At 37.6% G+C, this 13,681-nt stretch carries 9 protein-coding genes; all 9 read left to right on the top strand.

All coding sequences use genetic code 11. The annotated features are described in order from the left end of the window. Nucleotides 1-207: 207 nt before the first annotated feature. The 9 genes from NST63_RS23970 (at nucleotide 208) to gatB (ending at nucleotide 13,505) form a co-directional block, all read left to right on the top strand. Nucleotides 208-894 (top strand): heptaprenylglyceryl phosphate synthase, encoded by a 687-nt coding sequence (locus NST63_RS23970; RefSeq protein WP_058004587.1) that lies wholly within the window; start codon nucleotides 208-210, stop codon nucleotides 892-894. A 66-nt stretch (nucleotides 895-960) separates the two neighbouring features. Beyond that, the gene (pcrA, locus tag NST63_RS23965; protein WP_058004488.1) at nucleotides 961-3,165 is read left to right on the top strand and encodes a DNA helicase PcrA; all 2,205 of its coding nucleotides are present in this window, start codon (nucleotides 961-963) and stop codon (nucleotides 3,163-3,165) included. Nucleotides 3,166-3,241: 76 nt separating this feature from the next. Further along, complete coding sequence (gene ligA, locus NST63_RS23960) at nucleotides 3,242-5,248, top strand: NAD-dependent DNA ligase LigA (protein ID WP_071977427.1); 2,007 nt, start codon at nucleotides 3,242-3,244, stop codon at nucleotides 5,246-5,248. 117 nt (nucleotides 5,249-5,365) lie between these two features. Continuing rightward, complete coding sequence (locus NST63_RS23955; RefSeq protein WP_212946176.1) at nucleotides 5,366-6,532, top strand: CamS family sex pheromone protein; 1,167 nt, start codon at nucleotides 5,366-5,368, stop codon at nucleotides 6,530-6,532. 438 nt (nucleotides 6,533-6,970) lie between these two features. Then, nucleotides 6,971-8,554 carry a malate synthase A gene (gene aceB, locus NST63_RS23950; RefSeq protein ID WP_341043900.1) on the top strand — a complete coding sequence of 528 codons (1,584 nt, stop codon included), beginning with the start codon at nucleotides 6,971-6,973 and terminating at the stop codon, nucleotides 8,552-8,554. A 25-nt stretch (nucleotides 8,555-8,579) separates the two neighbouring features. Continuing rightward, entirely contained in the window at nucleotides 8,580-9,860 is a 1,281-nt protein-coding gene (aceA, locus tag NST63_RS23945; RefSeq protein ID WP_341043899.1) for an isocitrate lyase, read from the top strand. A gap of 442 nt (nucleotides 9,861-10,302) precedes the next feature. After that, nucleotides 10,303-10,593, top strand: a complete 291-nt coding sequence (gatC, locus tag NST63_RS23940; protein ID WP_058004493.1) for an Asp-tRNA(Asn)/Glu-tRNA(Gln) amidotransferase subunit GatC — start codon at nucleotides 10,303-10,305, stop codon at nucleotides 10,591-10,593. A gap of 11 nt (nucleotides 10,594-10,604) precedes the next feature. Continuing rightward, nucleotides 10,605-12,062, top strand: coding sequence for an Asp-tRNA(Asn)/Glu-tRNA(Gln) amidotransferase subunit GatA (gene gatA, locus NST63_RS23935; protein ID WP_212946179.1), 1,458 nt, complete (start codon nucleotides 10,605-10,607; stop codon nucleotides 12,060-12,062). Nucleotides 12,063-12,074: 12 nt separating this feature from the next. Further along, entirely contained in the window at nucleotides 12,075-13,505 is a 1,431-nt protein-coding gene (gatB, locus tag NST63_RS23930) for an Asp-tRNA(Asn)/Glu-tRNA(Gln) amidotransferase subunit GatB (protein ID WP_212946180.1), read from the top strand. The last annotated feature ends 176 nt before the right edge of the window (nucleotides 13,506-13,681 follow it).

Below are 13,681 nucleotides of genomic sequence, written 5' to 3'. Positions count from 1 at the left end.
TTTTCAAATTTTCCTAAAAGTATTAATATTTCATAATATAAATTCATTTCACAATAGTTCTTTCGAATCAGAGCCTAAACAGCCCTTCTTATTTTATATGTACCAATTACATTTTTTTCCCTACCAAATAAATATGGAAATCCTTTTTTGCTAGTTCAATCAAATGCTATAATGATGGAGGAATATAGAATGGGGGATTTTATTCGGATGTATGACGTTCGCGAATGGCGCCACGCCTTTAAATTAGATCCTAATAAGGAAATATCGGACTCCGATTTGGAAAGAGTATGTGAATCAGGTACTAGTGCCATTATTATTGGTGGATCTGACGGAGTTACATTGGACAATGTTCTTAATTTAATGTCAAGAGTTAGAAGATATACAGTACCATGTGTATTAGAGATTTCAAATCTTGAATCGATTACACCTGGGTTTGATTTATACTTTATCCCAACTGTTTTAAATAGCACAGATGTAAAATGGATAAAAGGGATACATCATCAAGCAGTGAAAGATTATGGTGTTCTGATGAATTGGGATGAAATTCTTGTAGAGGGTTATTGTATCTTAAACGAAGATTGCAAAGCAGCCAAGATGACTTCGGCTAATGCTAATTTAGATGAAGATGATGTCGTTGCTTATGCAATGATGGCTGAGAATTTATTTAAAATGCCAATTTTCTACTTGGAGTACAGTGGAAAATACGGTGATGTAAATCTGGTTAAATCAGCAAAAAGGTATTTGAATAATACAACCTTATTTTATGGTGGCGGTATTAAAAATGCTGCACAGGCGAAAGAAATGGGACAATTTGCTGATGTTATCGTAGTAGGTAATGCACTCTATGAAAACTTTGGAGAGGCATTGAAAACAGTGAAAGCAGTTATGAATTAAGGTAGACAGACTAGATCATATATAATTATAATAGGAACAAATGTTCTGAATGGTGGTGTTGAAAATATGCAATTTTTAACGGATCGGCTTTTAAATGGCTTGAATCCTCAGCAACAGGAAGCAGTGAAAACAACAGATGGTCCCTTGCTACTTATGGCAGGAGCAGGAAGTGGAAAGACAAGAGTTCTGACCCATCGAGTGGCGTTCTTAATGGTAGAAAAAGGTATAAATCCATACAATATTTTAGCGATCACCTTTACGAATAAGGCTGCGAAGGAAATGAAGGAACGGATTGGAAGTATTATGGGTGGTGCAGCAGAAGATGTATGGATATCAACATTTCACTCTATGTGTGTGCGGATATTAAGAAGAGATATTGATCGAATCGGCTTTAACAGAAACTTTACGATTCTGGATTCAACAGACCAGCAATCGGTTATTAAAGGAATTTTAAAGGACAAAAATATTGATCCAAAGAAATTTGATCCTAGAACCATTCTAGGATCCATTAGCAGTGCGAAAAATGAATTAGTGGATCCTGAAGAGTATTCAAAGCTTGTCGGTGGATTTTATGAACAAGTTGTTAGTGATGTATATGAGGAATATCAAAAGCGCCTAAGAAAAAATCAAGCGCTAGATTTCGATGACCTCATCATGAAAACCATTCAATTATTTCAAAGGGTTCCAGAAGTTTTAGAATACTATCAAAGAAAGTTTCAATATATCCATGTCGATGAGTATCAGGATACAAACCGAGCCCAATATACGCTTGTAAAAATGCTTGCATCGCGTTTTCAAAACCTTTGTGTAGTGGGGGATTCCGACCAATCGATCTATCGCTGGCGTGGTGCAGATATTGCTAACATTCTATCCTTTGAGAAAGATTATCCTCAGGCAAAAGTAATCTTACTTGAACAAAACTATCGCTCAACGAAAAGAATTCTTCACGCGGCAAATGAAGTGATAAAAAATAATGCTAATCGTAAACCGAAAAATTTATGGACAGAAAATCAAGATGGCCCCAAAATTGTCTATTATCGTGCAGATAGTGAGCAATCTGAAGCCCAATATGTTGCAGGTAAAATAAAAGAGCTGACAAGCTCAGGTGCACGTAAGCTTTCTGATATTGCTATACTTTACCGAACCAATGCACAATCACGTGTGATTGAGGAAGTTTTCTTAAAATCAAATATTGAATATAACATTGTTGGTGGAATTAAGTTCTACGATCGGAAGGAAATCAAAGATATACTAGCGTACTTAAGGCTCATTGCGAATCCAAATGATGACATTAGTTTACAACGTGTTATAAATGTTCCAAAACGTGGGATTGGGGCAACCTCCTTCGATAAAATGGCTCGATATGCTGCCGAACATGATATTTCAATTATGGATGCATTAAAGGAAATTGATTTTATCGGGGTAAGCCCGAAAGTAGCTAAAGCAGCCTATGAATTTTACGAACTTATAAAAGGGTATACTGGGATGCAGGAATACTTATCTGTCACTGAATTAGTCGAAGAAGTTCTTGAAAAATCAGGTTACAGAGACATGTTAAAGGTTGAAAAAACCTTGGAGTCCCAAAGTAGACTTGAAAATATCGATGAATTTTTATCAGTAACGAAGAATTTCGAAGAGGCGAATGAGGATAAGAGCTTAGTAGCGTTTTTAACTGATCTGGCTTTAGTTGCAGATATTGATCGTCTTGATGAGGAAGAAACAAAAAGTGAGACATGTGTGTTGATGACACTCCACTCTGCTAAAGGGTTAGAGTTCCCAGTTGTATTTTTAATTGGACTTGAGGAAGGAGTTTTTCCTCATAACAGATCCTTAATGGACGAAGCGGAAATGGAGGAAGAAAGACGCTTGGCGTATGTTGGGATTACGCGAGCGGAGGAAGAGTTGTATTTAACAAATGCAGGTATGCGAACATTATTTGGCCGCACGAACATGAATCCTGTTTCTCGTTTTATTAGTGAAATCCCTGAGGATTTAGTAGAACCAGTTCATAAGCAAGCGAAACAAATTAAGAAACCATTCGGTTCTAACCCTACTATGAAGCGTCCAGTGACAAGACCTGTTCCAGCAAGCTCCGGTGGGAATGATGCCGCTTGGGTAGTAGGTGATAAAGCGGAACATAAAAAATGGGGAATAGGGACTGTTGTTAGTGTTAAAGGAGAAGGCAACGGAATCGAATTGGATATTGCTTTTCCAAGTCCTGTAGGTATTAAGCGTCTCTTGGCGGAATTTGCTCCTATTACTAAAATATAATAAATTAGGATGAATGAAATCGGCTCCACCGATTTCATTCAGCTTATTTACTTTTAACAATGGAAGGGTTGTTGTTATGGAAAAAAAGGCTGCTGAAAAACGTGTACAGGAGCTGCATACACTCCTAAATCAATACAATTATGAGTATCATGTGTTAGATCATCCCTCCGTTCCAGATGCAGAATATGACCAGTTAATGAGAGAGTTAACAGATATTGAAGCACAGTATCCCGACTTAGTTTCACCGGAATCCCCTACGCAACGTGTAGGTGGGGAAATTTTATCAGCCTTTAATAAAGTTGAGCATAAGATTCCAATGTTAAGTCTCGGAAATGCTTTTAATGAAGCAGACTTACGTGATTTTGATCGCAAAGTAAAGCAAGCAGTTGGCGACGATGTTGAATATGTTTGTGAACTGAAAATAGATGGATTAGCAATCTCTCTACATTATGAAAACGGGCTTTTTATCCAAGGATCTACTAGAGGAGACGGAACGATTGGTGAGGATATTACAGCTAATCTTAAGACAATCCGCTCCATTCCATTGCGGATTAGTCAACCAATGACAATTGAGGTTCGTGGCGAAGCATATATGCCGAAAAAGTCCTTTGAAAAATTAAATCAACAAAAGGAAGAGAATGGAGAAGAACCATTCGCTAATCCTCGAAATGCTGCTGCTGGCTCTTTACGACAGCTTGATCCTAGAATCGCAGCATCTAGAAATTTGGATATATTCCTGTATGCTATCGGCGATTTTAGTGAAACAGGTGCTACGACCCATCATGACGGATTAAATTTATTAGAAAAGCTTGGTTTTAAAGTAAACAAGGAACGGGAGAAATGTACAAGTATTGAAGAGGTCATTCAATATGTGCAGAAATGGGTTGAAAAAAGACCTCATCTTCCTTATGAGATTGATGGAATTGTTATAAAGGTAAATTCATTTGTTCAGCAAAGTGAACTTGGGACGACAGCAAAAAGTCCAAGATGGGCAATAGCTTATAAGTTTCCTGCAGAGGAAGTCGTTACAAGGCTGCGTGATATCGAATTGAGTGTTGGGCGAACAGGTGTGATTACACCGACAGCATTATTGGACCCTGTTCGAGTGGCGGGAACGAAGGTACAAAGAGCATCATTGCATAATGAAGATTTAATTCGTGAGAAGGATATTAAAATTGGCGACCATGTTGTCATTAAAAAAGCAGGAGATATTATTCCTGAAGTAGTGAATGTATTAGTGGAAAGACGAACAGGTGAGGAAAAAGAATTTATGATGCCTACACATTGTCCTGAATGTGAAAGTGAACTTGTTCGTCTAGAAGGTGAAGTGGCTTTACGCTGCATCAATCCAAAATGTCCAGCTCAAATAAGAGAAGGGTTAATCCACTTTGTTTCTAGAAATGCAATGAATATAGATGGATTAGGTGAAAAGGTAATTAGTCAATTATTCTTACACGAGCTCATTCACGATGTTGCAGATATCTATCGTTTACAGAAAGATCAGCTATTAGCTTTAGAACGTATGGGAGAGAAGTCTGTAACAAATTTATTAGCGGCTATTGAAAAGTCAAAATCCAATTCATTAGAAAAACTATTATTTGGTCTTGGGATTCGCCATGTAGGGGCAAAAGCGGCTAAAACATTAGCGCAACAATTTGGAAACATGAATGAACTAAAGAAGGCAACAAGAGAAGAGCTTACAGCTATTCAAGATATTGGCGAAAAGATGGCAGACTCAATTGTTTCTTATTTTGAAAATGAAGAGGCAATTTCATTGATCCAAGAGCTAGAAACTGCAGGGTTAAATATGAATTATACAGGTCCAATGCCGGTTCAAGTGGAATCCATTTCATCTTCTTTAGCAGGGAAAGTTGTAGTTTTAACCGGAAAGCTTGAGCAGCTGACAAGAAATGAAGCAAAGGAGCAACTCGAGGCATTAGGGGCTACAGTTACAGGTAGTGTAAGTAAAAAAACAGATTTAGTCATTGCTGGAGCAGATGCAGGATCGAAATTAACAAAGGCAACAGAGCTTGGCATCGAAGTTTGGGATGAAGAGAAAATGCTTGAAGAGTTTAATCGTTAAAAGAGAAAATGTTTTAGTTTATCAGCTAAAAAGATTATACTACGTTAGGACTAAGTGAAACTTTATTTTTAGGTAAAACGTCTATGAAAATAGGACGAAATTAAAGGTGGAAATAGTATGAAAAAGTGGTTGCCGGTGTGCGCTGCTGTCATGCTCTTATTGGCAGGGTGTGCACCAAAATTTGATACGGAAAGTAAAATTGTACAGGACAAGAATAATAAAAAGGAATCGGCGATTATCCCTAACTATCAAGTTTCTGACCAGTATTATCGAACGATCCTACCATTTGAACCGAGTAAAGCAAGAGGTAGAATTGTTAGCAACTTAAATACTCGCTATGATATACAGGAATTTGAAACAGGATTAATGAGAGTCGCACAAAAAACGTTTTCACCGGACACGTATCTTTTTCAAGAGGGACAATACTTGGATAAAGATACAGTCGATGCATGGTTGAATCGAAAATATACTCCAAGTCAATTAAAAGAAAAAAAGATGACGGAAGCAGAAAATTTAGGATTAAATCCAGCTAATGATGAAAAGGGGACAGTTGAAGAACAAAATGAGAAGAACCCAATCTACTTAGCTCATATCTTAGAACATGATTATTTAGTAAAAGATAAAGAAGGAAAAGTATCATTAGGTGGAGTTGTTATAGGACTAGCCTTAAATACTGTTCACTATTATCAAAAGGAACAATACGGAGCTGTATATGAGGAAGATATCCATGAAAAAACTGAAAGTGAAGGGAAGAAGATTGCTGAAGAAGTAGTCAAACGTCTTAGAAATATGGATGGTTTAAAGGAAGTTCCTATAACCGTTGCCCTATTCAAGCAAAAATCGAAGTCTTCAGTTGTCCCAGGGAACTTTGTTTCGTATACAGAAGTTGGCAAAGGGAGCGCTAGTATCGGAGATTGGAAAAAGATCGATGAAAAGTATTATCTTTTCCCAGACGATGAGACGAAAAAGGATTATCGCGATGATGCCAATACTTTTGATAAATTTAAGCAAGATGTAGAAGAGTATTTTCCTAATTATAATGGTGTTATTGGACGAGGATTATACAAAGATAAACAACTTAATCAATTAAGTATTGAAATACCGATCCAGTTTTATGGAGAGGCTGAAGTAATAGGTTTTACTCAATATATAACAGGTTTAGTAATAAACACCTTCCCTGATTATGTCTCATTAGAAATTAATGTAACCTCTGTTAACGGACCAAAGGCAATTATTGTCCGTAACCCAGGTGAGAAAGAACCATTTGTTCATATTTATCAGTAACAGACGGATGAATCCGTCTGTTTTTTTTAGGCTCTTTTCTCAAACATTGTAACTGTTTAAGTGAAATTTTAACAAATATCTCTCGACTGAATACCGCTACACCTTTTATTTTCATTAAGAAAAGGAGCTATCTTTTATTGGGTGTAAAAGCTGTTAGTTTGGCTTCTACAAAAGCAACAAAGTATACGAAAACAGTTTTCACTAAGTTGAAGAACGATGATTCTCTTTATTTCACCGAAGAAAGAACAGATACTGAACTCTTAGGCCAAGAGCTGGCAGTATGGCTTTGACCAAAACAACTCTAATGATTAATTTGCGAATTTTGTCGTAAATATTCTAAATATTTATTCAAAATAAGTGTTGCACCATACTAATTCTGTTATATAATACATAAATAAATAATTAATTGTATTATAACAAAATTGAGGAGGAATGGGAATGGATATTCGAATTTCAGGAACTGAAATAAAAGGAGCAATTAGTCTTGGTTATGAAGGTATTTTAACAGCGGAGGCACTTCATTTTATCGAACAATTGGAAAGGCAATTTGGAGATAGAAGAAGAGAACTGTTAGATAACAGGAAAAAAAGGCAAAGAGAATTAGATCAAGGAAACTTGCCATGTTTTTTACCTGAAACAAAACATATTCGAATGGGAAAATGGTCCATTGCCCCATTACCTTTAGATCTTCAGGATCGCCGAGTAGAAATTACTGGACCCGTTGATCGTAAGATGATTATTAATGCACTAAACTCTAATGCAAAGGTATTTATGGCTTGTTTTGAAGATGCTACCTCTCCGACTTGGGACAATTTGATAGAGGGACAGATTAATTTAAGAGATGCAGTGAACAGAACGATTTTTTATCAAGGGGAAAATGGGAAGCAATATAAATTAAATGAATGCCCTGCTGTTTTAATGGTTAGACCACGAGGGCTTCATTTAGATGAGAAGCATGTGTTAGTAGATGGGAAAACGATGTCTGGATGCCTTTTTGATTTTGGTATGTACTTTTTTCATAATGCCTTGCGACTCGTACAGGTTGGTACTGGACCTTATTTTTATCTACCAAAACTTGAAAGTCATCTTGAAGCCAGATTATGGAACGACATTTTTGTCTTTGCTCAAAAATATGTAGGTATTCCAAAAGGAACGATAAAAGCAACAGTATTAATTGAGACTATACTAGCAGCTTTCGAAATGGATGAAATTTTATATGAATTAAAGGATCATTCAGCTGGATTGAATTGTGGCAGATGGGATTATATTTTTAGCTATTTGAAAAAGCTGAAAAACAAGGAAGATGTACTTCTACCCGACCGCTCGGAAGTGACGATGACTGTCCCGTTTATGCGTTCGTATTCATTACTTACAATTAAAACCTGTCATCAAAGAAAAGCACCAGCTATTGGTGGAATGGCTGCACAAATACCTATTAAAAATGATCCTGAAAAAAATGAAGAGGCATTTGCGAAGGTACGTGCAGATAAAGAAAGGGAAGCAAGCGACGGACATGATGGGACATGGGTAGCACATCCGGGTCTTGTCCCAGTTGCTCTTGAAGTGTTTAATCGTGAAATGCCTACACCGAACCAAATTTATTCTGATAAGCAACAAGGAATAACGATTACGGAGGCAGACTTGCTTGAAGTACCTAAAGGCCTCATTACAGAAAAAGGAGTTCGTCACAATATTAGAGTTGGAATCCAGTATATCGAATCATGGTTGAGTGGAAGAGGGGCTGCCCCTATTGACCATTTAATGGAGGATGCTGCGACAGCTGAAATCTCCCGTGCGCAAATATGGCAATGGATACGTCATAAGAAAGGGATATTAGATGATGGGCGAAAATTTACGTTTCAAGTATATGAACAGCTAAAAAAAGAAGAAGTGGCAAAAATTAAGTCCAAGTTCGGCGAAACGATGGCAAGGCTAGATGAAGCAATAGCATTATTTGATCAACTCATAAAAGAAGATGAATTTATTGATTTTCTAACCATTCCTGGTTACGGAATTTTATAGATTAATAGATTAGGAGGAGAAATTAATGAATAACGAAAAGATCATACAGCTACAGGATGCATGGGAGCTTGAAGAACGTTGGAAAGGAATTAAGCGTCCTTATACTGCAGAGGATGTTCTGAAGCTTCGAGGATCTATTGAAATTGAGCACACATTAGCACGCATTGGTGCAGAAAAACTATGGCAGCTTCTCCATGAAGAGGAATATGTTCATGCGTTAGGGGCATTAACCGGGAATCAAGCCGTTCAACAGGTGAAGGCAGGTTTAAAGGCCATTTATTTAAGTGGATGGCAAGTGGCCGCAGATGCTAATTTATCCGGACAGATGTATCCTGATCAAAGTTTGTATCCAGCGAACAGTGTTCCACATGTAGTAAAGCGTATAAACCAAGCTTTACAAAGAGCCGATCAAATTCATCATATAGAAGGGGATCATTCGATTGATTGGTTTGCACCGATTGTTGCAGATGCAGAAGCTGGGTTTGGTGGACAGCTTAATGTTTTTGAGTTAATGAAATCCATGATTGAGGCGGGGGCAGCAGCCGTTCACTTTGAGGATCAATTATCATCTGAGAAAAAGTGTGGCCACCTAGGAGGAAAGGTGTTACTGCCTACCCAAACTGCAGTGAAAAATCTAATCTCTGCACGGCTTGCGGCTGATGTTCTTGGTGTTCCAACTCTGATTATCGCAAGAACAGATGCGAATGCGGCAGATTTGATTACTAGTGATGTAGATCCATATGATGCTCCATTTATAACTGGAGAGCGAACGGCGGAAGGATTTTATCGTACAAAAGCAGGCTTAGATCAAGCGATTGCACGTGGCTTAGCATATGCCCCTTATGCAGATCTTGTCTGGTGTGAAACATCCGAACCTAATGTAAAAGAGGCAAAACGTTTTGCAGCAGCCATTCATAAACAATTCCCAGGGAAGCTGTTAGCCTATAATTGCTCGCCATCCTTTAATTGGAAAAAGAAGTTAGATGAAAAATCGATAGCCACGTTTCAACAAGAGCTTGGAAAAATGGGTTATAAATTTCAATTCGTTACACTTGCAGGGTTCCATTCGCTAAATAACAGTATGTTCGAATTAGCAAAGGGGTATAAAGAAAGAGGGATGGCTGCCTATTCTGAGCTACAAGAAGCAGAATTTGCAAATGAAGTTCATGGATACACTGCTACAAGACATCAGAGGGAAGTAGGCACGGGATACTTTGATGAAGTATCAATGGTAATTACAGGAGGAACATCATCTACAACAGCATTAAAGGGTTCCACAGAAGTTGAGCAGTTTATCAATAGGTAATCCTTAAAAATATCTTCTCACTATAGATGGGAAGATATTTTTTTGTCCATTCTTTGATGCGCATTGTAGGAGTGAAAGGTACAAAAATCTGTATCAGAGAGAGGAGTGAAGCACATTATAGGAGAAACCGGAGCGGAATGTGTGTCCAAGAGAGGATCTGAAGCAAATATTAAGTTCAAACCGGGAAAAAAGTGTCTAGATAGAGAAACCAAAGCAAAATGTGTCCCAGAGTATGCGTGGAACACATTCTTAAAATGATGAACCAAAAAAATGTATCTCAAGAAGTGCTCAAAAAAACACAAAGGGATTAGAATGACGTAATAATCAAATATTCACTTAATATATGGCTTATACCCTTGCCTATATACAAGCCATTCTGCTATTATCAATAATATTGTAACTATATTAATAGGTGTATGATTTTCATTCGGAGGTGAAGGAAATGTCTAGAATTACAAAGGAACAGGTAAATCACGTTGCTAATCTGGCGAGGCTGGAATTCGATGAAGAGCAAATTGAGAAATTTACGAAGCAATTAGATGATATTATTAGTCTTGCAGAGTCATTAAATGAAGTAGATACAACAAATGTGGAGCCGACTTCCCATGTGTTAGATATTCGTAATGTTCTTCGGGAGGACAAAGCAAAACCAGGGCTACCCCGAGAAGAAGTATTAAAAAATGCCCCTGACCAAAAAGATGGACAATTTCGAGTGCCATCAATTATAGAATAGGAGGGTTAGAGTTGGCTTTATTTGATCATAAAATCTCTGAGTTACATGAATTTTTACATAAAAAAGAAGTTAAAGTATCTGAATTAGTTGCAGAATCCTATCAAACTATACAACAAGTGGATGGAAAGGTACAAGCTTTTCTTACATTAGATGAAGAAACAGCTCGTGAAAAAGCGAAACAATTAGATGAAGCTCTTGGTTCTGAAGAATCAAAGCACCCTCTCTTCGGAATGCCAATTGGAATTAAGGATAATATCGTCACAAAAGGTCTTCGAACTACATGCGCTAGTAAAATCCTCGAAAATTTTGACCCTATTTATAATGCTACAGTTATGGACAAATTACATAACGCTGGTACGATCACAATAGGAAAATTGAATATGGATGAATTTGCTATGGGATCATCGAATGAAAACTCTGGTTTTCAAAAAACCTTTAACCCTTGGAATTTAAATGCTGTACCGGGTGGATCATCTGGTGGCTCTGCAGCAGCAGTCGCAGCAGGAGAAGTTCCTTTTTCATTAGGTTCGGATACGGGTGGTTCGATTAGACAGCCAGCAGCTTTTTGTGGTGTAGTCGGATTAAAACCAACATATGGTAGAGTCTCCCGATTTGGTTTAGTTGCATTTGCGTCATCGCTTGATCAAATTGGCCCGATAACTAGAAATGTTGAGGATAATGCTTATCTTTTACAAGCGATTTCTGGAGTGGATCCACATGATTCAACATCTGCCAATATTGATGTGCCAAATTTTGTTCAAAGTTTAACAGGTGATATTAAGGGCATGAAAATCGCTGTACCAAAAGAATATATCGGAGAAGGCGTGAATGAAGAGGTCCGTCAATCGGTTTTAAATGCATTGAAGGTACTAGAAGGCTTAGGTGCAACTTGGGAAGAGGTTAGCTTGCCACATTCAAAATATGCGACAGCAGCCTACTATATTTTATCTTCTTCAGAAGCATCATCAAACCTTGCTCGTTTTGATGGAGTACGTTATGGATATCGTTCACCGAATGCAAAGAACCTAATGGAATTATATAAAAAATCCCGTTCCGAAGGTTTTGGTGAAGAAGTGAAGCGTCGAATTATGCTTGGAACCTTTGCATTAAGTTCTGGTTATTATGATGCTTATTATAAAAAAGCTCAACAAGTGCGGACATTAATTAAAAACGACTTTGAAAAGGTCTTCGAAAAATATGATGTCATTATTGGACCTACAACACCAACTCCTGCATTTAAAATTGGTGAAAATACAGAGGATCCATTAACAATGTATGCGAACGACCTTTTAACCATTCCTGTGAACCTTGCGGGTGTACCAGGAATCTCAATTCCTTGTGGATTCGAGGGTGGTCTACCATTAGGCTTACAAATCATCGGAAAACACTTTGACGAAGCAACTGTATATCGTGTGGCACATGCGTTTGAACAAGCAACGAATTATCATAAAGAAAAACCACAGCTGTAAGGGGTGAAAAAAATGAACTTTGAAACAGTTATTGGACTTGAGGTCCATGTTGAGTTAAAAACAGATTCCAAAATCTTTTCTTCTGCACCTGCTCACTTTGGTGCTGAGCCAAATACGAACACAACTGTTGTTGATTTAGGGTATCCAGGAGTATTACCTGTTATGAATAAACGTGTGGTTGAATTTGGGATGAAAGCGGCAATGGCACTGAATTGTCAAATCGCTCAAGAGACTAAGTTTGACCGAAAAAACTATTTTTATCCCGACAATCCAAAGGCTTATCAAATCTCGCAATTTGATAAACCAATTGGTGAGCACGGTTGGATTGAGATTGAGGTAAATGGACAGAAGAAGAAAATTGGAATTACTCGGATTCATTTGGAGGAGGACGCAGGAAAACTGATTCACTCAGAAGATGGTTATTCCCTTGTTGACTTAAACCGTCAAGGGACTCCACTAATTGAGATTGTTTCCGAACCAGATATCCGGACACCTGATGAAGCATATGCTTATTTGGAAAAACTAAAATCCATTATTCAATATACAGATGTTTCCGACTGTAAAATGGAAGAGGGTTCACTACGCTGCGATGCGAATATTTCGATCCGACCTGTTGGCCAAGAGGAGTTCGGTACGAAAACGGAATTGAAAAATTTAAACTCCTTTAACTTTGTTCGTAAAGGCTTGGAATATGAGGAAAAACGTCAAATTCAAGTGGTATCCTCAGGTGGTGTAATTGAACAAGAAACACGCCGCTTTGATGAAGCAACTGGAAAAACATTATTGATGCGTGTTAAAGAAGGTTCAGATGATTATCGTTACTTCCCGGAGCCAGATCTAGTCTCTATTTTTATTGATGAAGAGTGGATGGAAAAAGTACGTTCTGAAATTCCAGAATTACCTGATGCACGGAAGAAGCGTTATGTTGAAGAACTAGGATTGCCTGCATATGATGCCAATGTTTTAACTGTAACGAAGGAAATGGCAGATTTCTTTGAAGCAACAGTTGCAACTGGTGGAGAGGCGAAGCAAGCCTCAAACTGGATTATGGGGGAATTGTCTGCTTACTTAAATGCTGAGCAAAAAGAATTAGGAGACGTACAGCTAACTCCAGAAGGACTTGCTGGAATGATTAAGTTAATTGAGAATGGAACTATTTCTTCGAAGATTGCCAAAACCGTTTTTAAAGAACTAATTGAAAATGGTGGAGATCCAGAACAAATCGTCAAAGAAAAGGGCCTTGTTCAAATCTCAGACGAGGGTGCTTTATTAAAGATTATTGATGAAGTATTAGCGAACAATCAACAATCCATTGATGATTTCAAAAATGGTAAGGCGAAAGCAGTTGGCTATTTAGTTGGACAAATTATGAAAGCTACAAAGGGCCAAGCCAATCCTCCATTAGTGAATAAGCTATTAGTTCAAGAATTAAATAAGAAGTAAAATGGCTAAGGACAGATTTGTCCTTAGTTTTTTTTGTTGGAAATCTGGGTATAGTTCATAGGGCAACTAAAAGGTAAAGGTGTGAACAACAATGTGCCAAACTTACATAGATTTCAAAAATACTTGCTCATATTGTTTGCGAAAAGTAGGGAAAGAGATTGATCAGGTGCTTCCTA

The organism is Heyndrickxia sp. FSL W8-0496 (genome assembly GCF_038007825.1).
GTDB lineage: Bacteria > Bacillota > Bacilli > Bacillales > Bacillaceae_C > Heyndrickxia > Heyndrickxia oleronia.
Note: the sequence above shows the minus strand (reverse complement) of the source record. Positions and strands in the feature narration are given on the sequence as shown.